The organism is Paraburkholderia sp. FT54, assembly GCF_031585635.1.
Lineage (GTDB): Bacteria > Pseudomonadota > Gammaproteobacteria > Burkholderiales > Burkholderiaceae > Paraburkholderia.
The window spans coordinates 2,279,842-2,304,426 of record NZ_CP134196.1; the positions used below are offsets into that span (position 1 = coordinate 2,279,842).

Sequence of the window (24,585 nt, forward strand, 5' to 3'; positions counted from 1 at the left end):
AACCAATTACGTCGCGCATCCTATCGTACTCGCCATGGTTAATAAATCCGCGAGATACGTGGAACGAGATTGCGTGTACCACGGATCGCGGGGCATTAGTGTCGGCCGGATTCGACTTTGTCACTCTCTACTACTTTTCAGATCGATTAATCACTCTTTTGTTATGCGCACCAACTCCATAGATCGACAATGAGACGCAGGCCTGCATTAGCTTTAAAAAATAGAATGACAAATACAACAACGGCATCCATCGTAGTTCAGAGATTGATTTTAATCGATGCATTTTTGAAGTAGGAGTGTCGTTCTATTTACCTACGCTCAGAGCCTTATTTATTGCTTCGCACGTGGGCACCCTAGATGTTTCCATGTCACCGGGACATGTCAGGGACTTATAAAACTCCAGCTGCTGTTCAGCTATCTTCATCCGACATGCCGAAACCTGGAAATCCGTGTCGGGCGTGTAGTCGCTCCCCCAATCATTAAATGAGTAAGCGATCATCGAGCAATCCGATTTTAGTTTTTTATCCCATAGTCGATAATTAACGTCTAGTGCAGCCTGCTTATCTCCCGTCGCGAGTTTTCGGACGCTCACATATAGTTTGTGCGAATCAACAAGGATTCTATCCGTATCGATTCTCGAACAATTTAAAAAATCATCACGCGTTTTCGCGTTTTTTTCGCATGCCGCGTCTGCAAATGCAGACACGGGAGCGGCAATAGCGATTGCTGCCGCAATGATCCTAATGGCTAGCATCATAGTTTCCCTCTTTGAAAAGGTTTGCTTCTGCGCGACGACGTTTTACGAGACCCGCTGGATGTGCGCCGCCGGCCGATGTGTAGTCCATGAACTTTGCCGGAACACGATCATAGTGACCCGTATTCACCAGATTCAATAGCCCCTCATTGTGATGCCGGAGGTTGTAAACGAAGTCAACTAAAGCATCGTATTTGTATTGGAATAGTGGAACGTTGATGCGCTGGTTGACAATACGTTGCGGGTCTATCAAGTCGTGCTGCATCAACTGATGTCCCTGCGCTTGCGTTATGCCGTTCAGGAATGGCGCTTCTGATGGAGCGCCGGATATTGGCCCCTGATGAACAAGGTGTCCATATCCAATTGTGGTATTCCCGCCGCCGCCAGCGCCGTCGTTATCATACATATGCGGGCGGAACTGCTCCCATGCCTCAATGAACTCACGTCCGGCCGACGAGATTTGCCACGGTTTGCAGAGTCTCGCCGTCTGGACATTCACGCACGAATTCGGATTGGTGTTTGTTACTGCGGTTGCGCGTGCATCAGGCACTAGACCTCCTCCTTATGACCAAGATAAATTCGAATGGACCGAGCGCCGTCCGTCTCATAGCGCCCGGTGCGCCCCTGCGTATCTGTTACCCCGTAGACACGTTCGCCGGACGACAGCAGCACGGTGTAATACGTGTCTGTGAGCGCGCGTCCTGACGCATCAATGAGTGTGAACTGTTCGTCATATGTGTCAGTGTTGGGCGACGTTGTGGGTCTTTCGGTTTGCGCTTTCCCGGCTTTCTGAATAGAACGCAATTGAACTACTAGCCGTCAATACAAAATTCTTGCCACAAGGACATAGAACGCGGTCAAGATCTTTCACCAGCGGTAAGCCGTCATCCATCCAGTCGCCTGCGGTGCCATAGATCGGCCATCCGCCTTTGCAGCTTCCGCACGTCGCATGATTTTCCTTTCGCGCGTACATCCTGCCTTCTTCGTTAAAGTGGTTACTCCGCGCAGTCACAACCCCGCCGGTTGTGGTGCGGTCGTAGTCCGCTACAAGCCGATCACTCATACGTGCTCCCTGTGTCCGAGATAAACCCGCAGGCGTTGCGTGCCTTCGGTTGCGTAACGTTCAGTGCGGCCCATGTGATCCGTTACACCGTGGGCAAGTGAGCCGGACGGCAAATGGACCGTGTAATACGTGTCGTGCAAAACGTAGCCGTTCGCATCGTGAAGGGTGAATTGCTCGTCGTACTGCCGCGCGGTTTGCTGTCGGGCGGCTTGCGATGCTTCGGCCGCGCCCGGGTTCCGCGCGCGCGTGTCGATGTGAACGAACATTCCGGCATCCGCGCCAGCAAGAACGCGATTCTTCTTGCAGGGGCATAAGACGTGATCCCCGTTGATAACTGCAACGCGTCCATTTTCTCCGGCATTTTCTCCCGTGCCGATGATGTGCCACAAACCCTTGCAGTTACCGCACGTCGCCCGATCGCCGTGAAGCGCGATCTTTCGTCCATCGTCGTGAATCGTCGCGGAGAGCGCAATGACCTTACCGCCCGTGGTTGTTTCGTCACCATGGCGCACAATAGGAACACGCATGCTTGCCCACGCTCATTGAAGTTGAATCACGTTGCCGTGTGCATCCACGGGGACGAAAATAGTGGACGTGCGAACCTCGCGATGCGGGCTATCGTTAATCACGTCGCCGTTATCCAGCAGGCTGCCGACAACCGCATAGGCCATTTCGATATTGCCCGGCATACCGATGCCGGTAATGATTCGCGCGCGCGTACCGTCCGCATACTCGATGAAATCACCGACACGGGCCGCCCGTTGATGTATTTCGCGAATCTCGAATGTGCCCGTTACCTCTTTAAGCACGCCGCCGCCTGGCGTAGTGGACCCTTGCACCGCGAAACGTGCCGAAGATTCGCGCGGCGGCGGCACATAGCCAGGATCAAAGAGCCCTTCCACGGGTTTGTCTTCACCTACGAATATTCCGCGCCCCGTCCAGATGGCCGTAGTGATGCGATCGCCATTGCTGAGGCTGCTGCCGACGAGCGCGGCGGGCTTGTCGCAAATGACACAAGCACTTCCCGCACCGTCCATAATCACCGCTTCGCTACCGTCGCTATACGTCACGATATCGCCCACGCACGCAAGCGGAAGACCCCCAATGCGAATATCCGAACCGCTCGTGACACAGCCGCCGCGCTCGGTGCGCGCGCCGACCGTTGCGAATACAAATTTGGTCCCGTTCCGTTCCTGCTGATGCGACATTTTCCAAGCCTCCCGAAGTAGACGAACATGACCAGTCACCAAAGCAACCGGTGCGAAGGCGGCAGCTCATTTGCCGGGCCAATCCGAAGGATCAGCGCTACCTTCTGCAGGCAAACATCGGTCAACTCCGAAAAAAGGGCCGGCTTATGCGTGTTGCATCGCGACGCGCATCTGATCGCAAACGTTTAGAAAAACAGGCGCCGCGACATGGCTGATTTGTGTGAGGGGCGATTTATGGGACGCGCGTTATGAGACACCAGACTTGTCAAATGTCGGCCCAACACTAGTGCGTCGCGCTGCGGCGTGATCGAATCAGTCCGCCGGTTCACGAACAGGGGCAGGCATGAGTAGGCAGCGTTTTTTTCTTTCACCTCGCCGGGTCACCGTATTTCAGGCTCTGTCAACACCTCGCCGCGATCTTCGCGACCAACGACCTGCTCGCGATCGGCGCGCCGCAGGCCTGATCACGCTGTGCCGTTCAGTACCCAACGACGTTCCTGTGATCGGTATTACGGACATTCAACTTGCCCATCAGGTGCACCCTGCCCTGACAACGGCCGCGATTCAAACCGCGGCGGTCGCGAAGTTGTCGATTGAAAGTCTGATCCGGCTGATCCAGGCGCCGCATCAGCAGCCGCCGAAGGTGCGCGCGTCGACCGGGCCGCGACGGCTGAAATGAATTTGCAGGGTAATCAGCAGAAAATGCTGTCGCCGCCGCAAAAAAACGGCGTGCGAACCGCCAACGCCTCGATTGGCAATTTCATCGATTGCAGCGCAGGCGTAGCATCGATCCATCAATCGACGCGCGCGACGCGACCGCGCCGCATCAAGGGCAAACTGAAGGAGCAACCGAATGTCTCTCGCATTGACACGCAATGAACTGATTCGCCCGCAGAACCTGATCGACGGAACCTGGACCGGCGCCGCCGACGGCGCCCGCTTTGCCGTCACCAACCCGGCTACCGGCGAGACGATCGTCGAAGTCGCGAACAGCGGCGCCGTGGACGCGCGCGCCGCCACCGACGCCGCAGCCCGCGCGTTCCCCGCATGGCGCGACAAACTGCCGCGCGAGCGCGCCGAGGTTTTGCGCCGCTGGCACGCGTTGATCGTCGCCAATACCGACGACCTCGCGAAGCTGATGTCGATGGAACAGGGCAAGCCGCTCGCGGAGGCCCGCGGCGAAGTCGCTTACGGCGCATCGTATGTGGCCTGGTTCGCCGACGAAGCGACCCGCATCTACGGCGATCTGATTCCGCAGCAGCAGCGCGGCAAGCGCATGAGCGCGGTAAAGGAACCGGTCGGCGTGGTCGCCGCGATCACGCCGTGGAATTTCCCGCTGGCCATGATCGCCCGCAAGATCGCGCCCGCGCTCGCGGCCGGTTGCACGGTGGTCGCCAAGCCCGCCGAAGACACGCCGCTCACCGCGCTCGCCCTGGCTGCACTCGCGCAGGAAGCCGGTCTGCCGAACGGGGTGCTGAACATGCTGTCGGCGTCGCGTGAACAGGGGATTGCCGCAGTCGCCGATTGGCTCGCCGACGCGCGCGTGCGCAAGATCACCTTCACTGGTTCGACGCCGGTCGGCAAGCATCTCGCGCGTGAATCCGCGAGCACGCTGAAGAAACTCTCGCTGGAATTGGGCGGCAACGCGCCCTTCATCGTGTTCGACGACGCCGATCTCGACGCGGCTGTCACCGGCCTGATGGCGGCGAAGTTCCGCAACGGCGGCCAGACCTGCGTCTGTCCGAATCGCGTGTACGTGCAAGCCGGCGTCTATGAGCGCTTCGCCGAATTGCTCGCGCGACGCGTCGCCGCTTTGAAGGTTGCGCCTGCAACGGACCCGCAAGCGCAGATCGGCCCGATGATCAACGAACGCGCGATCGACAAGATTGCCCGTCACGTGGAAGACGCCGTCAAACACGGCGCGAAAGTGCTGGTGGGCGGCAAGCGCCTGACGGAACTCGGCCCGAACTATTACGCGCCGACCGTGCTGACGGATGCGCGGGACGACATGCTGTTCTGCTGCGAAGAGACTTTTGGCCCGGTCGTGCCGCTGTTCCGTTTCGACCACGAAGCCGACGCGATCCGCCTCGCCAACGACACGCCATTCGGCCTCGCCGCCTACTTCTATACGCAGGACGTGCGGCGTATCAATCGCGTGGCCGGGCAGCTGGAAGCGGGGGTGATCGGCATCAATGAAGGCGCGGTGTCGAGCGAAGCGGCGCCGTTTGGTGGCGTGAAGGAATCGGGCTATGGCCGCGAAGGGTCGAAGTACGGACTCGACGATTACATGTCGATCAAGTACCTGTGCCAGGGCGGGCTTGATTGACGAACCGCAGTCCGGCTTGTGCCTGATTGCCTGAACGTTCTGCCGCCGAAGGCCAACGCCTCTCTTCAAAGAGGCGGTGCGCCGAGGCGGCAGTTTTCATTCAAACACTACTTCTGCAGCAAAGCCTGCTGATGCGCTTTCACCAGATCGGCCATGCTATTGAAGCGGAAATCGATCTTTGGCTGCGAACCCGGATCCATCGTCGCGCCGAAGCCCTGTTTCCCGTGCCGCCGATAAATCCAGCACGACGCCAGACCAAACCCGTTCGCCGGTTGATGGTCGTGGAACAGGCTCTCGGCCGTGTGCAAGATCTTCTCTTTCCCGATGCCGCGCTCGCCCAGCTTTTCCAGCATGTACTCGAAATTGCGCGGCGACGGCTTGTATGAACCAACGTCTTCGGCCGTGATGATCGCGTCGAACTCGATCTGCAGTTTCGCGTTGCTATAAGCGAAGCTTTCGTTGTCGACGTTCGACAGAATCACGAGCTTGTAATGCCGCTTCAGGTATTGCAACGCCGCGACCGAATCGTCGAACGCCGGCCAGTTCTGAATGGACTTGCCGTACACCACGCAATCGGCGAGCGTGCACGGCACCTGCCATTCTTCCGCGAGACGCTTGTAGACGATCGGCAGGAGTTCCTGATAACGCCGCCCCGGCGTGTATTTCTGCTGCGACGATTCGTGCCGCGCGTGCGCTTCGAGCACCTGGTCGCGCGTGAGCCGCGGTTCGACGCGCGCAAGAAGCGGCCGCAAGCCTTCGAAAATACCTGTTTCCCAGTCGATCAATGTCCCATAGCAGTCGAAGGTCAGCGTATTGAAGTCGGTCAGTCGCATTCCATTTCCCTCCGTGGTTCGCAGATAAGACCACAGTGTAGAGGCGTGGCCTGTGCTTCACCAAATCTCAGTTCGCCGAACAAAAAAATCATTCCGCTCTCAGGAAAACGCCAACACGCCCTTCGCGGCAACGGCCTCGCGCGAAATTGCGTAACCGTCATGCACACGATTCATGACGGCCATTTTTGGCCCGAATTTGACCGCGTTTTCTCGCGGTCCTATCGTTCGACCATCCCCGCCGGGCTCGTCTCGCCGCTCCTGCCGAACACCATGGCGAGAACGCGCGACCCTCCACATCGTGACTCCACTTGCCATGACCTGCCATGAATTCTGACGCGACAGCCGCTCTGACACCCCTGCCCGCCATCCGGCCCACCAGCAAGGTACGTCGCGCGGTGACGACCGCCGTGCTCGGGCAGATTCTCGAATGGTACGACTTCTTTCTGTATGGCACCGCCGCCGCGCTCGTGTTCGGCAAGCTGTTCTTTCCGGTCGGCAGCGATCCGCTGACGGGCACGATCGCGGCATTCGGCGGCTTTACGGTGGGCTTCATCGCTCGGCCCATCGGCGGCGTGTTGTGCGGCCATATCGGCGACCGCTACGGCCGCAAGACGGTGATGATGCTGACGCTGCTCGTCATGGGCACGGCCACTGCCTGCATGGGTCTTCTGCCGACCTATCAGCAGATCGGCCTCGCGGCGCCCGTCATGCTGGTGCTGTTGCGCATCCTGCAAGGCCTCGCCGCCGGCGGCGAATGGAGCGGCAGCATCCTGCTGATTCACGAAAGCGCGCCGGCCTCCCGACGCGGTGCGCTGGCCGCGTGGAGTCCATGCGGCGCGGCGTTCGGCTTCGTGCTGTCCACCGCCGCGTTTCTTCTCGTGCAAACGCTCTCGCCCGCCGACTTTCACAGCTGGGGCTGGCGCGTGCCGTTCCTCTGCAGCGCCGTGCTGGTCGCACTCGGCCTGTGGATGCGCCGCTCCGTCGACGAAAGCGCGGAATTCGCCGAGGTCAAGGCCACGCGCCGCGACGCCCGCATGCCGATTGTCGAAGTGCTGCGCCAATGCCCGCGTCAGGTGCTGACGGTGTTCGGTCTGCGCTTCGGTGAAGGCGCGGCGTCGTACATCTTCTTTGCGTTCTCGATTGCATATGGCCAGTTCATCGGCCTCAAATCGAGCTGGGTGCTCAGCGGCCTGACCGTGTCGATGCTGCTGATGATCCCCGTGTCCCTCTTGATGGGACGCCTCACGGACCGGGTCGGCCGCAAGCCGGTCTATCTCGCCGGCGCCGTGGCGATGGTGCTGGTCGCCTACCCGTATTTCACGCTGCTCGGCTCCGGCGTGCTGTGGAAAGTCATCACGGCGCTCGTGCTCGCCAACAGCATCACGCTCGGCATTCTCGAAGGCGCGCAACCCGCTTTCATCAGCGAGTTGCTGCCCGTTCACCTGCGCTTCTCGGGGCTCGGCATCGGCCGCGAGATTTCGTCGGTACTCGGCGGCGGACTCTCGCCGATGGTGGCGACCGCGCTGCTCGCACATTACCGCAGCGCCGCGCCAGTGGCCATTTATCTGGTCGTGCTCGGTTCGATCACGGTACTCGCTACCTGTTTCGCACCGGAGACCTTTCCCAAAGCACTGCGGCTTCAGGCGAAAGCCAAAGAGCACGTCGAGCACGAAAGCGTCTGACGCCTCGTCGCCCGAAACCACTTACTTCCTTTCCCAAGCCGTCATCATGCAAAGCCTTCAGATGAGCAGTGTTTCGACCTACGCCTACGAACCTCGCGCCACCGGTCACGCGGATCCCTACCCCGATTACGCAGGCCCGCTCACGCTCGACGCGCTGATCGGCGAGATCGCGCGCCGTCGCGACGAGTTCGATCAACTCTCCCATGTCCCGCGCGACATGATCGCGAAGATGAAGCGCGCCGGCATCTTTCGCGCAAGCACGCCGCAACGCTTCGGAGGCGACGCGCTGCCGCCGGCGCAATTCCTGCGGATGCTCGAGCGCATCGCGATCGCCGACGGCTCCGCCGCCTGGGTCGCCGCGTTCGGCTCCGCGAACACCTATCTCGCCGCCTTGCCGATCGAAACGCAGCAGCAGATTTATGCCACCGGCCCCGACCAGGTTTTCTCGGGCGGCCTGTATCCGCTGCAACCGGCCACCAAAGCGCCGGGCGGCTTCGTCGTCAGCGGGCAATGGCGCTTCGCGAGCGGCTGCAAGGGCGCGGACTGGATCGGCGTCGGCATCGGCGGCACGCCCGCCAATTCCGGCGATGCCGGCGCGGGCAAGCCGTTCACCGCCGTGTTCCCCGCGCAGGAAGTGGAGATCGTCGAGAACTGGAACGTGGTCGGCATGCAGGGAACCGGCAGCCATGATTTGCGGCTGCGCGAGAAATTCGTCGATGCGCAATGGACCTTCGTGCGCGGCGGCGCGGCGCTGATCGACGAGCCGCTCTACCGCTACCCCGCCGTCGCGTATCAGGCGCAGGTGCACGCCGCCGTCAACATCGGCCTCGCGCGTGCGGCGCTCGATCTGCTGACAGGCATGTCCGGCTCGACCAAAACCACTACCGGCGCGCCGCGCCTCGCCGACCGTGGCTATTACCGTTCGGGGCTCGCGAAAGCGGAGGCCAACTGGCGCAGCGCCCGCGCGTTCTTCTACGAATCCGCCGAGGCCGCATGGCAAACGCTGATCGACGGCGATCCGGTCTCGCAGGAACAGGCCAATCTGTTGCGTCTGAGCGCGACGCATGCCGCGCAGATCGGCGCGGAAGTGGTGATGCAGGCGTATCAGATGGCGGGCGTCGCCGCGATTTATCGCGAGAACCGGTTGCAGCGTCTCGTGCGGGATTCGATCGTCGTGACGCAGCACGCGTTTCTGGGCGAAGGCACGTATGACGCATCCGGCGCGTTGTTCGCCGGCGTGCCGCCGGTCACGCCTTTTCCGTGACGCAGCGCGCCCTGCCCCTTGCCATGCAAAAGGAAAAGATCGTGACGACCGAAGACACCAGAAAGCGTTTCCGCGATGCGATGGCGTGCCTGCCGGCCGCCGTCAACATCATCACCACGGACGGACCCGGCGGCCGCTGCGGCATCACGGCAAGCGCGGTGTGCTCGGTGACCGACGCGCCGCCGACCATGCTCGTCTGTATCAATCAGGCCAGCTATGTGCATGACGTACTGCATCGCAACCGCAGCGTGTGCATCAACGTGCTGGCCGCCGAGTGCCAGGAACTCGCGCGTGATTTCGCCGGCATGACAGCGTGCTCGATGGACGAGCGCTTCGGACGCCACGCATGGACGGACGGCGCGTCGTCGGCGCCGGTGCTTGCGGATGCGATCGCCAGTCTCGAAGGCGAGATCGTCGACATCAAGACGGTCGGCTCGCACTCGGTCATGTTCGCGCAGATCCGCCACATTGCGCTGCGCTCGGATGGCGACGGACTCATCTATTTCGGCCGGCAGTTTCACCGTCTGACACGTCCGCAAGCGGTGGTGCCGTCGGTTGCCGCGCAAGGCGCGAGGTGAGCGTGGAAGTCTGCTTCTTTCTAATTGGGCACGGTGCGACTGGGCTTGAAACACGATCTCTCGATCTGTCGGGCTTCCACGCAGCATCACGCGATACAGAAGGATTACGCCGTTTCGTGATCCACGTGCCCGCGAAATCGGACGACTGCGATCCTCTGTCGAAGACCGACGCTTCCGCGCGACCTCGCTGCGTGCTGCAATGGTATTTCGACGACCTCGGACTGCTCGAACAGGCACTGCAACCAGAAGGTACGATGCATGACATAGTGGACGGATCTGCTAGCACGGGGCTCGCCTTCACGCAGCAAGCCATGGCAGTCAGGAGCTTCGCAACCCCGGATCCAGTCGACCTCGACACTCCCACCGAACGCTGCACCTACCTCGTCAGCTACGAAGGCGAAGCGCAAGACTTCAACGCGTGGCTCTCGCATTACCTCGCGCATCACCCACCGCTGATGGCGCAATTGCCCGGCATTCGCGAGCTGGAAATCTATACGCGGCTCGATTACCGCTCTGGTCTCGGCATCGAACGCGCCACGGCCATGCAACGCAACAAAGTCGTCTTCGATCATGCCGCTTCGCTAAGGGCTGCGCTGGCGTCGCCGATTCGCGCCAGCATGAAGCGGGACTTCAACGCCTTTCCGCCCTACAGCGGCGCGACGCTGCATTTCCCTATGCGCAGCATTTACGGTAATCTGAAACCCAAATAAACGCCCGCCCTCGCCGCGATCCGAACGTCATGACCAAGTCGCACCCCGGCATTACGGATTTGAACCTGCTGCGCGTGTTTCTGGCCATCTCCGATCTGCGCAGCCTGACCGCCGCGGGCGAGCGTCTCGGACTCACTCAACCGGCGGTCAGCCACGCCTTGCGCCGGCTACGCATCTTGTTCGACGACCCGCTGTTCGTTCGCACGCCCACCGGCATGGTGCCCACCGACGCCGCCTTGCGCTTGCACACGCCGCTCACGCAGGCGTTCGGGATCATCAACCTCGCGGTCCAGCAAATCGCCAAGTTCGATCCCGCCACGGCGCAGCGCGCGTTTCGCGTGTCCATGTCGGATATGTCGGAGTTCTATTTTCTGCCGCCGCTTCTTTCCATGCTCGACCGCAGCGCGCGCGGCATTCGCCTGGAGATTGCGAACGTCTCCGTCGACTCGGTGAGCTCCGCGATGCGCAGCGGCGAGATCGATCTTGCGCTCGGCTATGTGCCCGGTCTCGATCCGGGTTGCGTGAGCAAGACGCTCTTCGTCGACGAGCATGTTTGCGTGGTGCGGGCCGGCCACCCGCTGCGCAAACAGAAGCCGACCAAAGAAGACCTGGCGAGCCTGCGTTACGTGTATGCCAGCACGAACGCGACCGGCCACCGCATGGTGGAACAGTGGCTCGAAGAGTTGAATCTGCGCCGGGATATCGTGCTGCGCCTGCCGCATTTCGTGGTGGCGCCGGAGATCGTCCAGCATACCGACCTCGCCGTGATTTTCCCGCGCAGTATCGCGCAGCGCTTTAACCGCAACAAAGCCTTTCGCATTCTGCCCTTGCCCTTCGCGCTGCCGCCCATCGAAATTCAGGTCCATTCGCATTCGCAATTTTCGGCTGATCCAGGCATTGCCTGGCTGCTCAATGAGATTTACGACATGTTCCACCAACCATCGGTTAGCGATAAGACGCGAGCGGGAACACCGCTATGAACATCAGAGCGCTGCAGTGCTTCGTGATTCTCGCGGAGGAGCTCAATTTCAGCCGCGCCGCCGAGCGCCTGCATATCGCGCAGCCCGCGCTGAGCCAGCAGATCCGTTCACTCGAAGAACGGCTCGGCACGCAACTGGTCGATCGGGCACGACGTCCGCTGAGTCTGACCGAAGCGGGTCATTATCTGTGCAACGAGGCACGCCAGATACTCGGTTCGCTGGAACAGGTGACGCTCGTCGCCCAGGAAATCGGCGTCGGCCGGCGCGGCTGGCTGAGCGTCGGTTTCACCCGTTCGTCGATGTACAGCGTTTTGCCGCCCGCGCTCAAGGCATTTCACAAGGCGTTTCCGCAAGTCGAACTCAAACTCTTCGAGATGCTCACCGAGGAACAGGCCGATGCGCTGCGCGACATGCGCATTCACATCGGCATCGGCCGGCAGCCGCTGATGGTCGAGGGTTGCACCTCGTTTGCGCTGCTGCGCGAGCGCGTCGTGGCCGCGCTCGAACCCAGCCACCCGCTTGCAGCGCACAAGAAAGTCAGCATTGCCGATCTCGCCGATACGCCGCTGATTCTCTATCCGAAACATCAGAACGCCCAGTTCAAACGCTCGGTGCAATCGCTCTATCGCGATGCGGGCATCACGCCGCTCGTCGCGCACGAGGCTTATGAAATCCAGACCGCGATCGCCCTGGTTGCGGCAGGGCTGGGCGTGACGTTCATCGGCGAATCGGTGGCGCGGCACGGACGCACCGACGTGGTTTACCGCCACCTTACGGGGCCGGGCTCGTCGTATCGCTCCACGCTTGCGGCCACCTATCGCACGGACGACGCCTCGCCGCATCTGCGGGCCTTTCTCGCTTGCCTTCCCGCGCCGCTCAAAGACGGCACACTATAAGCAAAAAATTATAGAAGCATAAGCAAGCGGTCTTGGACTCCCTCTCCATGCGTTCTTATCATTGACCTCACACATGATTAGAACGCAGCCATGGCTACGGCCGTCGCCGCAAGGTAGGAGACAGGATGACCACGATCAACGAAGCCGTAACCATGCGAAAAGTCTACGGGCGCCTCATGCCTCTGCTCTTCGCCATGATGTTCTTCAACTATCTCGACCGGATCAATATCGGTTTCGCCGCGCTGGACATGAACAAGCAGCTCGGTTTCAGTCCGGCCGTGTTCGGCTTCGCGGGCAGCATCTTCTTCGTCGGCTACATGCTGCTGGAGGTGCCGAGCAACCTGCTGCTGCATCGCGTCGGCGCACGCCGCTGGATCGCCCGCATTCTTCTGACGTGGGGCGCGGTCGCCGCGGCCACGGCCTTCGTGTTCAACGATTCGAGCTTCTACGTGCTGCGCTTTCTGCTCGGCGTCATGGAAGCGGGTTTTCTGCCGGGCGTCGCGGTCTATCTGACGAAATGGTTTCCCGTGCGTTACCGCGCGCGTGCGGTTGGGGGCTACATCATCGCCGGTTCGTTTTCGGCGGTGCTGGGCGGCCCGATCTCGACCGCGTTGATGACCTACGCGAACGGCATTCTCGGCTTGCAGGGCTGGCAGTGGATGTTCATCCTCGAAGGCGTGCCGGCCATGCTGCTCGGTCTGTTGACCCTGCGCATCATGACCGAACGCCCCGCAGACGCCGACTGGCTGTCCGACGACGAAAAGCGCTGGCTCGAGACGACGCTCGCCGCCGAGCGCGAGGCCGTGGGCGGCAACACGCATTTCCCGCTGCTGCGCGTGGCGGGCGACATTCGCGTATGGAGCCTTGCGTGCCTGTTCGGTTGCGCGCTGGTCGGCATTTATGGCCTCTTTCTCTGGCTGCCGCAGATCGTCAAGAGTCTCGGCCATCTGAGCAATCTCGAAGTCGGTTTTCTGTCAGCCGCGCCGCCCTTGCTCGGCGTGTTGGGCACCTTCCTCATCAGCCGCAGTTCCGACCGCACCGGCGACCGCAAGAAGCACCTCGCATTCGTGTACGGCATGAGCGCGCTGGCCATTGCCGGCAGCGCGTATGCGCCGAACCCGGTGATCGCTTATGTGCTGCTGTGCGTGACCGGTTTGTTCATCTATGCGGGCAACCCGCTGTTCTGGAGCCTCGCGTCCTCATTCAGAACCGGCGCGGCGGGCGCCGCGACGATCGCGCTGATCAACACCATTGCGCAGTTCGGCGGACTGGTCGGTCCGTGGAGCATCGGTCTCGTGCGCAACGCGACCGGCAACTTCAAGCTGGCCTTGCTGACGATCGCGGCCTTTCTGATTGTCGCGACGATCATCGCGCTGGTCATGCGAGTCGCACCGGCCGAAGACGAGGCGAGCTCGCTCGCCACCGGCGACGCCGCGCCGCGCGCCTGAGAAACGACGCATCCAGACAGACAGGTTGAAAAAACAGCGGACTGAATCTGCACGCGCGCGATGTGCGCGCGCAAGGACAACTCACAGGATTTGCACGCCATGATCATCGATTGCCACGGTCACTACACGACCTCACCGCGCCAGCACGAAGCCTGGCGCACGCAGCAGATCGCCGCGCTGAAGGACGGCGGCACGCCGCCACCGCGGCCCGTGATTACCGACGACGAGATTCGCGAGAGCATCGAAGGCGGCCAGTTGCGAATTCAGCGCGAACGCGGGACCGACCTCACGATCTTCTCGCCGCGCGCCGCCGGCATGGGCCATCACCTCGCCACCGCCGAAGCCAACGCGCTCTGGTCGAGCGCATGCAACGACCTCGTGCATCGCGTGTGCGAACTGTTTCCGCGCAACTTCGTCGGTGTGTGCCAGTTGCCGCAGGCGCCTGGCGTGGCGCCCGCGAACTGCATCGCCGAATTGCGGCGCTGTGTCGAGGAGTTCGGCTTTATCGGTTGCAATCTGAATCCGGATCCGTCCGGCGGCCACTGGTCCGGCTTGCCGCTCACGGACCGCTCCTGGTATCCGCTCTATGAAGCGATGGTGGAACTCGACGTGCCGGCGATGATCCACGTCTCGTCGTCGTGCAATCCGAATTTCCATGCGACGGGCGCGCATTACATCAACGGCGACACGTCGGCGTTCATGCAGTTGCTGCAGGCCGATCTGTTCGCCGACTTTCCGACGCTGCGCTTCATCATCCCTCATGGCGGCGGCGCCGTGCCGTATCACTGGGGACGCTATCGCGGACTCGCGCAGGACATGAAGCGCCCACTGCTCAGCGAATACCTGCTGAAGAACGTGTTCTTCGACACCTGCGTGTATCACCAGCCCGGCGCCGAATTGCTCGCCAAGGTCATTCCAGTCGACAACATCCTGTTCGCGTCGGAGACCATCGGCGCGGTACAGGGCATCGATCCGGAGACCGGCCACTACTACGACGACACGCGCCGCTATATCGACGCGATCGAATGGCTCAGCGACGCGGACCGCCAGCGTATCTACGAAGACAACGCGCGCGCCGTGTATGGGCGGCTCTCGCGTCAACTCAATCGGCAACTCGCAGCCCAAGGGGCACAAGGAGCAACGGTATGAATCCAATCGGATGGCGCGAATACGACTCCGCGCCGCAGGCCGATCCGGCCACGCTCGCAGCATTGCGTGAACTGGCCGTCTCGCTGCTGAGCGACAACATGGCGCGCGCGAGCGGCATGGTGGGCTTGCGGCCTTATCATCAGCCGCGACCCATGGCCGGCACTGCCGTCACGGTCCACACGCGGCCGGGCGACAACCTCGCGATTCATCGCGCGTTCGACTTTTGCCGGCCCGGCGACGTGCTGGTGATCGACGGCGCGGGCGATCTCACGCAGGCGCTGATGGGCGACATCATGGCAAGCTTCGCGGAGAGTCTCGGCGTGCAGGGCCTCGTGATCGACGGCGCGATCCGTGACGTCGGCGCGCTGCGTCAGCGTGAGTTTCCGGTGTACGCGCGCGGCGTGACGCATCGCGGGCCGTACAAGAACGGACCGGGCGAAATCAACGTGCCCGTCACGGTCGGCGGCATGGTGGTGCATCCCGGAGATATCATTGTCGGCGACGAAGACGGCTTGCTCGCGATCGCGCCCGCCGACGTGGCAGCGGTGATCGAAGGCGCGCGCCGCCAGCACGCGAAGGAGGCGGCGGCGTTGAAGTCGATTGCCGAAGGCAAGTTCGACCGCTCGTGGGTCGTTCCGCAAAGGGAACGGATGATGAACAACTGACTGTGGACTTCATGGCGCACTATCTGAACGCTGCAACGCTCCTCGAACTCGCGCGCGACGCGCAGACGCGCGCCACCGCGCCCTGCACGTGTACAAAAACACCGTTGGACGGCTGGCAATCGCAGCCTTTGTCGCTCGATGAAGCGCAGTTCGAGGAAATCGGCACGTTGTTGCCGGAGGACGATCCGGAGCCGACGTTCAGCGAGTATCTGCCGGGAAAAACCAGCTACTGGGCGGCGGATGCGCCGATCGCGCCGCGGTACTTCCCGTATAACCGCTGCGCCGTGTGGCAATGCTCGTTGTGCGGGCGGCTTTATCTGCGTTACGTGGAAGGCGGCGGGTATTTCGTCGACCGCAGGATCCGTGCGGTGCAGGCGGCGTTGATCGAGGATGTGCCTTTGCCGGTGTGATGGTGCGGGCCAACGTGCGCCGCCTAATGCCCCGGCCTCAACGCCGCATACGCACCAGGCGTGATCCCATAAGCCCGCTTGAACAGCCGGTTGAGATGGCTCTGATCGTAGAACCCCACAGCCGCAGCGGCCGTCGCCGCATTGTGGCCTCCCGCAAGCATGCGCTTCGCCGCCAGCAACCTCACCTGTGTCGCGTAGGCGTGCGGCGGCAGTCCGAACGCCTTGCAGAAGGCGCGGGTGAGGTAATAGCGGCTTAGCCCGACCAGCTCCGCCAGTTCGTCGACCGAGATGTCGCGTTCGTAATTGGCGGCGACGTACTCGCGCACCTGCTCCATCTTGCGCGCTTCGCGCCGGGGTTCGCCCGACTCCTCACCTGAGCGCCCATGGCGCCCGACCAGCATCCCCATCGCAGCCCACCAGTTCGCCTGCCGCTCCATCAGCGAGACGGCGCCCTGTTGGTCCAGGCTCGCATGTGCCTTGACCAGCAGGCCCGCGAGGTGCGGATCCTGATACAGCCCGGGCGGAATCAGCAGCGGTTTGTCGGCGCGCGCGTCGGGAGAAAAGACCGCGCTGAGCGCGCCGAGCCCTTCCATGTCCAGATAGATCGCGCGATAAATCCATTCGCGGCCTTCCCAGACTTCGCCGCTATGGTATTCGCCCGGCCCGAAAACCAGCACGCTGCCGGGCCCGGCAATCTCGCTGCCCGCGCGCGTATGACATTGACCCGCGCCGGTCTCCGTCATGACGATTACGAGCTCGTCGTGCAGATGCCGGTCGAACTTGTGATTGCCATAGCGGGCACTTGCGAGACACGCGCCGTCGAGCGCGCCATCGCGCCAGCAGACCACTTCCGGCTCGCATTTATTCGCTGTCTCCATAGCTCGCGCCTCCATGCCCTTCAAACCAGCTCGATTCTGACCCGGCGATTGCGGCGCCCCTTGTTCTCTATCTTCGCAATGCGGATGGGCCGGGACTGCGCGGTGTTGGTCAGATGCGTGCCGCCGCACGCCTGCCGGTCCAGATCGCCGATCTCGACGATGCGCACCGTGCCGTCCGGCGTCGGCGGCGGCGCCACTGAAAGGCTGCGGATCAGACCTTGCGTGGCTTTCGCTTCGTCGGCACCGACATAGTAGACGCGCACTTCCATCGCGCTGCGGATCACCTCGTTGACGGGCGCTTCGAGCAGCCGCAGCGCGTCGTTATCCGCGTCGGGCAGATCGAAGTCCATGCGCGCGGTGCCGTCGGCGTTGATCTGCGCGCCGGTCACGAGCGCGCCCGCAAAGCGCTGATACACCAGCGCGTTGAGAATATGCGTCCCGGTATGGAGCTGGGCCACCGTGGCGCGCCGCGCCGCGTCGATGGCCACGTGCACGTTGCCGGCCAGTTCGAGCGGTTCGTCGAGCAGATGCCAGGTAACGTCGCCTTCTGTCACGACACCCGAGATGCGGACCGTGCCGCGCGCGTGCGTCAGCGTGGCCGCGTCCGACACCTGACCGCCGCCGCCTGGATGCAAGGCGGAACGGCCCAGCACGACCGCGCCGGGCCTGGCGGCGATCACGGCCGTTTCAAAGTCCAGCAGGTCCGGCTGCTCATGGCAAAGATAATGCGGCACCTTGATGTCCTCGCAGGAATTGACTGAATACGCCTAGGATACCCAGTCCCGTGGGAGACCGTCTTGGTTAAAAATGCCCTGCGGCGGCGGATCGGGGACGCACCGGGCCAACTCACGTTGGCGAATGTGGCAAAGCCACTGCCGCAAGCCGTCCGGGCAAGGCCCATCGTTCGGGAAATCCAGTATCCTGAACGTCTCGCTGAACGCATCCGACAGATCCGGCTCCTCTCCATGAATCTATCCTTTGAAGTCCTGCAGGTGCTCGATGCGATCGATCGAACCGGCACGTTCGCGAGCGCCGCCGAAACGCTGCACAAAGTGCCGTCCTCGCTGAGCTATTTGGTTCAGAAACTCGAACTCGATCTCGGCGTCAAGCTGTTCGACCGCACCGGCCGGCGCGCCACGCTGACGCACGCGGGGCGTGTGGTGGTCGAGGAAGGCCGCCGTCTGCTGGAAGCGGCGGAAGCGCTCGAATTCAAGGCGAAGCGAATCGAGCACGGCTGGGAGTCCGAACTGCGCATCGCCGTCGACGAGATCATTCCGTTCGACCTGCTCTGGCATCACGTCAGCGAGTTCTACAAGCTCAAGCTGGACACGAAGCTGCATCTGTCGAAAGAAGTGCTGGGCGGCTCGTGGGATGCGCTGCTCACTCGCCGCGCGGACCTGATCGTCGGCGCGGCGGGCGATCCGCCGCCCATTCCCAATCTGATCGCGAAACCGATCGGCTCGCTGCGGCATGTGTTCGTGGTCGCGCCGGACCATCCGCTGGCGTCGATACCAGGACCGCTCACGCTCGATATCGTCGCGCGCCATCGGGCGGTCGCGATCGGCGATACGTCACGCAAGCTCGCGCCGCGCACGATCGCGCTCGCCGTCAATCAGGAAGTGCTCACGGTGCCGACGCTCGAAGCCAAACTCGCCGCGCAGATCAAAGGCCTGGCGGCGGGCACGATTCCCGAATGCCTCGCCGTCGATGCGCTGAGCCAGGGCGAACTGGTACAAAAGGAAGTGATCGGCATGCGCGAAGTCACGCATTTCTATCTGGCGTGGCGCGACGACGAAAGCGGCAAGGCGCTGCAATGGTGGGTCGAGCAGTTGAACCGGCCGGACCTGATCGACGACGTGGTGCAACAGCGGATGCTGCACGGTTGAGGTTCGGCTAGCAGACTTGCCTGATCTCGTCCGGCGGCGGTTCGTCCAACGAAGCCGCGGCGGCATCCGCATTCATGCGCATGCGCGTCTCGATGCCGGCGCAAGGACGGCCCGGCGCGCACGCCTCGGTCGCGACGCGCAGCAATTCTTCGGCGGCTTTGAAATCGTCCCAATCGTGGCCCTCGGTGAGTCTCGCGCAGGCGGCCTTCACCAGATGCAGCGCCTCCGCGCTCCGGCCTTGCGCATGCCAAAGCCGCCCGAGGCTCGTCGCGGCCCGCAGTTGCAACGAGCGGCAACCCTGCGCCAACGATTCCTCGAGTGCCGCGCTCAGACTCGCCTGTGCATGTGTCACCGCATCGCCGAATGGTGGCTGGCCGGTGCACTCCATCAGCAGCAGTTCGGCGTGTACGCGTCTGAGTTCGGCGGCATACCACTGGTCGCCGGTGTGGTCGCCTTGCGCCAGCGCCTCGATCACCACGGCAATGCCCTCCTTCGGCTGCCCGGCACGGCCGAGCGCAAGGCTGTATTGCGCGGCGAGCATGGCGCGCGGCGCGGCGTATTCGAGCGCTTCGAGATCGTCCAACGCGGCGCGAAAGCTCTTCACACGCTGCGCACTGGTGTCGTCCAGCGAGTGCAGGTATTCGTCGAAGCAGCGGCAGCACGCATGCGACACACGCAGTCCGACGCGCGCCGACATGTCCCGTAACAGCGCGATGGCCTGAGCCGCCCGCCTTCGCTGGCCCGCCAGCAGCGCCAGCGGAATTTCCGCCTCGACCAGCACGTAGCACGTGACCATCGCCTGTTCCTGCCGGCATGCTTCGGCAACGCATGCCTCAGCGATCCTGAGCGCCTGATCGCGGGCGCCCTGCAAGCCGAGCAGGCGGGCAAACGTGGCGCGACCAACCACGCCGTGATCGATGAAATGCCCGAGCGGCAGCCGATGTTGCAAGCAGCCGGTGTGCTGCAAGAACTGATCGAGCGAGGCGCGCGCCTCCTGCTGATCGCCAGCGTAATGCGAGGCGATGCCGAGCAAGCGACAGGCGAGAATCCCGTTGGCCGTATCGCCCGTCTGCGCGGCGAGCGACGCGAAGCGCTGCGCGAACCCCAGCGCATTGCGCGCCGCGCCGGACGACTGACTCGCGTTCCACATGCCCCACAACGCGCGCGCTTCGAACGTCTGATCGCCTGACGCGATCGCGAGCGCCAGCACTTCGGCCCAGATGCCGAGCGTTTCGCGATTCGGTCCGTTCACATAGACGAGCGCCGCACCGAGCACGGCCAGCAGTTGCATGCGCACATGCAGGTGGCGGGGCGAGCGCGATCCCTGATGGGTCGTCTCAACGGCGTCGAGCGCGCGCCGTGCCCAGACGCAGCATTCGTCGACCAGCGAGAGTTCATAAAGCAACGATACGAACTTTACCGCCAGCGTTTCTCCCAGCGCAGCGTCGCCTTTGGGCGACAGCGCCCACGCCAGCGCGGCTCGCAAATCGTCGAGTTGCTCGCGCGTGCGGTGACGCCGACGGTCCGGGTCGACGCGCGCGGCGCCTGCTTCATGCGCTTGATGTGCTTGATGTGTGTCGCTCGACGAATCGCGTTCGAGCAGATCCAAAAAATAGCGCGCGTGATTGAGCGTGACGAGGCGCCGCTCGCCGTTGTCGTCGAGCTTTTGCAGCGCGTAGGCACGCGTGGTTTCCAGTAGCCGATAGCTCGCCTTGCCGCGCTGCGCCTGCATCACCACCAGCGATTTTTCGACGAGCCCGGATAGCGCCGCAATCACATCGGATTCGAGCAACCCGTCGTCGCTCACCATGGCGATCGCCGAGTCGATCGTGAAGCTGTTGACGAAGACACCGAGCCGGCGCAACGTCGCGCGCTCCGCATCGTCGAGCAAGGCGTGGCTCCAGTCGAGCGTCGCCTTCAAGGTCTGGTGGCGCGGCAACGCGGTGCGATTGCCACCCGTCAGCATGTTGAAGCGGTCGTCGAGATGATCGGCGAGCGTCTCGATACCGAGTATCGCGGCGCGCGCCGCCGCCAGTTCGATTGCCAACGGAATGCCGTCGAGGCGGCGGCACACGGTGCCGGTCAGATGGATGCTTCTGTCGTCGGACGAAAAACGCGCGTCGATCGCGCGGGCGCGTGACAGGAACAGCTGGACGGCGCTGCGTTGCAAAACATGCTGGCTCTGATCGTCGCGAGCGGGCACGTCGAGCGACGCCACCCAGTACAGGTGTTCGTCCACGACACGCAGCGGCTCGCGGCTGGTCGCGAGAATCCGGATGGCCGGACTCACGTTCAATAGCGCTTCGGCCAGTTCGGCGGCGGGACCGAGCACATGCTCGCAGTTGTCCAGCACGAACAGCACGCGCCGTTCGCCGAGCTCCTTGCTGACGCGCGCCAGCGTAAGCGGCCCGCTCGCCGTGCTCACGCCGACGCTATTGGCGAACATGGCGAGCACGCTGTTCGCGTCCACGGCGCACGCAAGCGGCACGAGATAGACACCTTCCGGGAAGTGCGCCAGCAAGCTGCGTGCGATCTCGATGGCCAAACGGGTCTTGCCGATCCCGCCGGAACCGACGAGCGTGACATGACGCGTTGAAGCGAGCGCCTGCGCAACGTCGCTGAGCGCCTGCTCCCGGCCGATCAGCGACGAGCTATTGGCAGGCAGATTGTGGGGGACGCTGTGAACGGATGCGATGTCTTCGGCGGTGTCGCGCACGGTCTTGTCCGGCGGCTGTTGCGCGCAGGCCTCTCTGGATATCAGCCGGTAGCCTCTGCCCGACACGGTCTGTATCAGGTTGCGGCTCTCGCCCAGCACCTTGCGCAAGGCGGACATATGCACCTGAAGATTGTTTTCTTCGACGATGGTGTCCGGCCATACCTGTTCGAGCATGACGCTCTTCGACACCAGCGCGCCGTTCGCGTCGATCAGCACCGCCAGCATGTCGAATGCGCGGCTGCCGATGCGCACAGGCTGTCCGTCGAGAAACAGTTCTCGGCTGGCGAGGTCCACCTGAAGCGGGCCAATGCGGATCATTGCCTGGGTATCCAAAATGCAGCGGGACGGGGAACCACTGAGAACGACCGCTCAGCGTTGTGTCCCCGCAGTCTAGATCAATCGCGAGTACGCATGCGCGGAAAAAACTGATCCTATTGTTCAATTTTTTTGTACTGCGGATCGTCGCACCGCTCAATGGGCGGTGCACGGCAATCGATGTGTCCGACGAACGCTCGAGTACTTCGATCTGAATATGTCGCGACGGCGCATGGTGCTGCCCCCGAAGCGTTTGCGGATCGAACCGGATCACTCTTCCGACACGCCTCGCCGATCATGCGGTGCCGCTACCGCATCACCAGCCGAACTTGAGTTCGGCGCCTACATAGTCGGAATTGCGCGCACCGAGGTCGCGCAGCGACGGTCCGACCTGGAAATGCACGGCTTCGAGCGCGGCGGCGAGATTCGCGGCGACCGCCCAGTCGGCGCGCAACTGCGTATAGAAACCTGTCCAGCGGCTGCCATGTCCGGCGGTCCCCGGCACGACCGCCGAGCCTTGCTGATACACCGCGTCCGCGGTGGTCTCGCGCCATTGCAGCCCCACACCCGCGAGCAGCGACAGCTTGCTGTTCGGTTTGACGATGAGCGACGGTTTGACGTGAATCACGTTCGAGTAGCCCGTATAGCCGGCGAGCGCGAAGTAGTAGCCGTTCGGAAAGAGCGGATTGAAGGTGCCGATGCGGCCGTCTCCAGGATGCGTGTCGCCCGAGGCCGCATCCACCTGCAGACCGAGACGCGGGGTCCACGGCAGCGAAGCCAGCGTGTAGCCGGCGAGCGTGCCCACCGCCCACGCGCCGATCGTCTTGTTGCCGACATGCCCCGACTGATACATCGCCTCCGCATCCCAGTCGATGTGATTGACCGAACCTGCGTAACGCGCGTCGAAGACATCGCGATGTTCGTCGCCGGTGGCGTCGAGAAAGCGCGCATTGCTGCGGTTGTAGCGCGAGTAATAGGCGGACAGATCGCCCGGACCCACTGCCTTGCGCTCCACCCGCACGCCGCTGAACGTCAGGTCGCGATTGGAAACGTCGTCGAAATCCGAGGTGTCGCGGTACTGCACCGGCTGCGTTGCATACGCGATCCAGCGCCATGGGCCGGTTTCATAGTCGGCCCAGATGGCGTCGAAGGCCTGGCGCACGTTCGGGCCGTCACGCACGGAGATGAAGCGCTGCAAGTCGAACGCCATCTCCTGCCGGCCGACGCGAAACTTGAAGGTCCCAGGTCCGAGCGGCTCGGTGATGGCGACGAATGCCTGACGCAGGTCGAGCGGATTCTTGTCGACCGGTGAGACGTTGTCCTTGCCGAAAGGCCGCGCGTCCTCGAACTGCGTGAAGATCTGCACGTGCGGGCCGAGCCGCACATCCGCGTGGACTTCCAGACGTTGCAGCACGTATGTGTCGTCGCGGCCCGAGCCGAGGCCGAAGAGAGGCGCGTCGTTCATTTCGAGCCGCTCGCGCAGCACCATGCCGAGCGAGACGTATGCGTCGGGATTGCCGAACAGCGGAATGTATTTCAGCGAGTCGAAGGGCCGTTTCGGCACGCACGGATTGGCGAGCGCCGACCAGTTTTCCTGCCAGCGATTGAACATGACAGCCGGCCGCGCGCATGAAGTGCTTGCCGCCGTTGCTGCCGTGCTGCTGGTGGTGCCGGTCGAGCTGGTATCGTCGGCGCCGCCGAGCGCGGTGTCCGCCGCCGACACCGGCAGCGCGGCCGCCAGTCCCGTGCTGATCAACAGCGCGCGGGCGGCGCGCAGCGTCCAGCGCCGCCGCGACCGCTCGCGCGGCTGTGGCGTCTGCAACGTCTCTATGACGCCTGCTTTACTGGCCATCGTGCACTTCGGCGATGTACCCGCCCGGGAATTCCAGCACGGCGCTCTTGCCCGCTTCGCTGCTGTACGGCTGCGATAACACCTTCGCGCCGGCCGCTTGCGCGCGCTCGAGCGTTTGCGCCAGATCGTCGACGGCATAGCCGGTCGTTTCACGTCCGAACGGGAACGGCAGCTTGCCGTCCGTGACGAACACCACCATGCGGCCGAAGCCCGAACTGATCCGGATCTCGCGGATCGTCTCGCCAGGCCGGCCGATCACGCCGCCATCCGCACGCGGGTTGTCCGACACCACCTTGCCATGCGAAAAGTGCACCCAGCGGCGCACGAAGTTGTTGGCCTCATAACGGGACACGTACACGCGATTGTCCGGCACGCTGTGCAACGGCGCGTAGTTCGGCGCCTTGGTGTGCCAATAGAGCTGCATCGTCAGCCCGCCCGGCCATTGGACGATCGCGTCCTTGCCGATCGGATCGTCGAAGCTATCGACGAGCACGTCGGCGCCCGCCGCGCGCGCCGCCTTCACCGCCTGGTCGATGTTGGAGACCAGATAGCCGGTCCGCTCACTGCCGAACGGATAGGGAATCGGCGTTTCGAAGCCGAACACCGACAGCATGCCGACCGGCGTCTGCACGTATTGCGACGCGGTCTTGCTCGGCGTCGGCGTCACGGTAAACACCGCGCGCGGCGATGCCTTGCCGCCGAACGTGGCGAGGAAGCTGGTGACGAACGCGTCGAGATCCGCCGACGCGACATACACGTGAGTCGTGTCGTACTGGGCGCCCACCGAGACATCGGGCATTCGCGCCGCGAGCGCGCTCTTGCCGTTCGAGACTTCCGGCGGGCCGTTATCGGCGAACGCGGACGAGACCGGCGCGAGGCCGATCAGCAAGGCTGCGCAGAAAGTCGCAATGGAACTGAAACGTCGAAGCGAAGTGAACATGTGATTACCCGATGGTGTTAGCAATTTCCGAT

The 24,585-nt window shown here is 62.9% G+C and carries 24 protein-coding genes and 1 pseudogene; 13 read left to right on the forward strand and 12 right to left on the reverse strand.

Annotated elements, in window-relative coordinates:
• Positions 1-304: 304 nt before the first annotated feature.
• From RI103_RS29780 to RI103_RS29805, 6 genes and pseudogenes are all read right to left on the reverse strand, one after another.
• Entirely contained in the window at positions 305-757 is a 453-nt protein-coding gene (locus tag RI103_RS29780; protein WP_310816211.1) for a hypothetical protein, read from the reverse strand.
• Positions 741-1,304: a lysozyme gene (locus tag RI103_RS29785; RefSeq protein WP_310816212.1), complete on the reverse strand. Its 564-nt coding sequence runs from the start codon at positions 1,302-1,304 to the stop codon at positions 741-743. Before RI103_RS29785 ends, RI103_RS29780 begins: the two co-directional genes overlap by 17 nt.
• Before the next feature lie 189 nt (positions 1,305-1,493).
• On the reverse strand, positions 1,494-1,817 hold the full coding sequence (locus RI103_RS29790) for a PAAR domain-containing protein (protein ID WP_310816213.1): 324 nt from the start codon (positions 1,815-1,817) through the stop codon (positions 1,494-1,496).
• On the reverse strand, positions 1,814-2,083 hold the full coding sequence (locus RI103_RS29795) for a hypothetical protein (RefSeq protein ID WP_310818641.1): 270 nt from the start codon (positions 2,081-2,083) through the stop codon (positions 1,814-1,816). The genes RI103_RS29790 and RI103_RS29795 overlap by 4 nt, the downstream gene beginning before the upstream one ends.
• Positions 2,084-2,128: 45 nt before the next feature.
• Positions 2,129-2,344, reverse strand: a pseudogene (locus tag RI103_RS29800) (PAAR domain-containing protein); the annotation flags it as partial.
• 12 nt (positions 2,345-2,356) lie between these two features.
• Positions 2,357-3,025: a PAAR domain-containing protein gene (locus tag RI103_RS29805; protein WP_310816214.1), complete on the reverse strand. Its 669-nt coding sequence runs from the start codon at positions 3,023-3,025 to the stop codon at positions 2,357-2,359.
• Positions 3,026-3,368: 343 nt separating this feature from the next.
• Here RI103_RS29805 and RI103_RS29810 point away from each other — a divergent pair, with 343 nt between their 5' ends.
• Together RI103_RS29810 and RI103_RS29815 are read left to right on the forward strand one after the other, a co-directional pair.
• Positions 3,369-3,704: a substrate-binding domain-containing protein gene (locus tag RI103_RS29810; protein WP_310816215.1), complete on the forward strand. Its 336-nt coding sequence runs from the start codon at positions 3,369-3,371 to the stop codon at positions 3,702-3,704.
• A 174-nt stretch (positions 3,705-3,878) separates the two neighbouring features.
• The gene (locus RI103_RS29815) at positions 3,879-5,351 is read left to right on the forward strand and encodes an NAD-dependent succinate-semialdehyde dehydrogenase (RefSeq protein ID WP_310816217.1); all 1,473 of its coding nucleotides are present in this window, start codon (positions 3,879-3,881) and stop codon (positions 5,349-5,351) included.
• A gap of 107 nt (positions 5,352-5,458) precedes the next feature.
• Here RI103_RS29815 and RI103_RS29820 read toward each other — a convergent pair whose 3' ends face one another.
• Complete coding sequence (locus RI103_RS29820) at positions 5,459-6,184, reverse strand: haloacid dehalogenase type II (RefSeq protein WP_310816218.1); 726 nt, start codon at positions 6,182-6,184, stop codon at positions 5,459-5,461.
• 323 nt (positions 6,185-6,507) lie between these two features.
• On the opposite strand from RI103_RS29820, the gene RI103_RS29825 reads away from it, so the two are divergent.
• The 10 genes from RI103_RS29825 to RI103_RS29870 all read left to right on the forward strand — a co-directional run bounded on the left by RI103_RS29825 (position 6,508) and on the right by RI103_RS29870 (position 15,966).
• Positions 6,508-7,866: an MFS transporter gene (locus RI103_RS29825; protein ID WP_310816220.1), complete on the forward strand. Its 1,359-nt coding sequence runs from the start codon at positions 6,508-6,510 to the stop codon at positions 7,864-7,866.
• 46 nt (positions 7,867-7,912) lie between these two features.
• Positions 7,913-9,130, forward strand: a complete 1,218-nt coding sequence (locus tag RI103_RS29830) for an acyl-CoA dehydrogenase family protein (RefSeq protein ID WP_310816221.1) — start codon at positions 7,913-7,915, stop codon at positions 9,128-9,130.
• Positions 9,131-9,153: 23 nt separating this feature from the next.
• Positions 9,154-9,708 (forward strand): 4-hydroxyphenylacetate 3-monooxygenase, reductase component, encoded by a 555-nt coding sequence (gene hpaC, locus RI103_RS29835; protein WP_310816222.1) that lies wholly within the window; start codon positions 9,154-9,156, stop codon positions 9,706-9,708.
• A 2-nt stretch (positions 9,709-9,710) separates the two neighbouring features.
• Complete coding sequence (locus RI103_RS29840; RefSeq protein ID WP_310816223.1) at positions 9,711-10,418, forward strand: EthD family reductase; 708 nt, start codon at positions 9,711-9,713, stop codon at positions 10,416-10,418.
• A gap of 29 nt (positions 10,419-10,447) precedes the next feature.
• Complete coding sequence (locus tag RI103_RS29845) at positions 10,448-11,398, forward strand: LysR family transcriptional regulator (protein WP_310816224.1); 951 nt, start codon at positions 10,448-10,450, stop codon at positions 11,396-11,398.
• Entirely contained in the window at positions 11,395-12,294 is a 900-nt protein-coding gene (locus RI103_RS29850) for a LysR family transcriptional regulator (RefSeq protein WP_310816225.1), read from the forward strand. The genes RI103_RS29845 and RI103_RS29850 overlap by 4 nt, the downstream gene beginning before the upstream one ends.
• Positions 12,295-12,419: 125 nt before the next feature.
• The gene (locus RI103_RS29855; protein WP_310816227.1) at positions 12,420-13,742 is read left to right on the forward strand and encodes an MFS transporter; all 1,323 of its coding nucleotides are present in this window, start codon (positions 12,420-12,422) and stop codon (positions 13,740-13,742) included.
• Positions 13,743-13,841: 99 nt separating this feature from the next.
• A complete protein-coding gene (locus tag RI103_RS29860; RefSeq protein WP_310816228.1) occupies positions 13,842-14,891 on the forward strand; it encodes an amidohydrolase family protein in 1,050 nt (349 codons plus the stop codon).
• On the forward strand, positions 14,888-15,556 hold the full coding sequence (locus tag RI103_RS29865) for an RraA family protein (RefSeq protein WP_310816229.1): 669 nt from the start codon (positions 14,888-14,890) through the stop codon (positions 15,554-15,556). Before RI103_RS29860 ends, RI103_RS29865 begins: the two co-directional genes overlap by 4 nt.
• Positions 15,557-15,567: 11 nt before the next feature.
• Positions 15,568-15,966 (forward strand): hypothetical protein, encoded by a 399-nt coding sequence (locus RI103_RS29870; RefSeq protein WP_310816230.1) that lies wholly within the window; start codon positions 15,568-15,570, stop codon positions 15,964-15,966.
• Positions 15,967-15,989: 23 nt separating this feature from the next.
• Here RI103_RS29870 and RI103_RS29875 read toward each other — a convergent pair whose 3' ends face one another.
• Positions 15,990-16,844, reverse strand: coding sequence for an AraC family transcriptional regulator (locus RI103_RS29875; RefSeq protein ID WP_310816231.1), 855 nt, complete (start codon positions 16,842-16,844; stop codon positions 15,990-15,992).
• Positions 16,845-16,864: 20 nt separating this feature from the next.
• The gene (locus RI103_RS29880) at positions 16,865-17,578 is read right to left on the reverse strand and encodes an alanyl-tRNA editing protein (protein ID WP_310816233.1); all 714 of its coding nucleotides are present in this window, start codon (positions 17,576-17,578) and stop codon (positions 16,865-16,867) included.
• Between the two features lie 231 nt (positions 17,579-17,809).
• Between RI103_RS29880 and RI103_RS29885 the strand changes: the two genes are divergently transcribed.
• Positions 17,810-18,730 (forward strand): LysR family transcriptional regulator, encoded by a 921-nt coding sequence (locus RI103_RS29885; protein WP_310816235.1) that lies wholly within the window; start codon positions 17,810-17,812, stop codon positions 18,728-18,730.
• Between the two features lie 7 nt (positions 18,731-18,737).
• Here the strand turns inward: RI103_RS29885 and RI103_RS29890 are convergent, their stop codons facing one another.
• The 3 genes from RI103_RS29890 to RI103_RS29900 form a co-directional block, all read right to left on the reverse strand.
• Positions 18,738-21,764 (reverse strand): winged helix-turn-helix domain-containing protein, encoded by a 3,027-nt coding sequence (locus tag RI103_RS29890; RefSeq protein WP_310816236.1) that lies wholly within the window; start codon positions 21,762-21,764, stop codon positions 18,738-18,740.
• A 313-nt stretch (positions 21,765-22,077) separates the two neighbouring features.
• Positions 22,078-23,613 (reverse strand): alginate export family protein, encoded by a 1,536-nt coding sequence (locus RI103_RS29895; RefSeq protein WP_310816238.1) that lies wholly within the window; start codon positions 23,611-23,613, stop codon positions 22,078-22,080.
• Positions 23,603-24,553 carry a glyoxalase gene (locus tag RI103_RS29900; RefSeq protein WP_310816239.1) on the reverse strand — a complete coding sequence of 317 codons (951 nt, stop codon included), beginning with the start codon at positions 24,551-24,553 and terminating at the stop codon, positions 23,603-23,605. The genes RI103_RS29895 and RI103_RS29900 overlap by 11 nt, the downstream gene beginning before the upstream one ends.
• Positions 24,554-24,585: the final 32 nt, after the last annotated feature.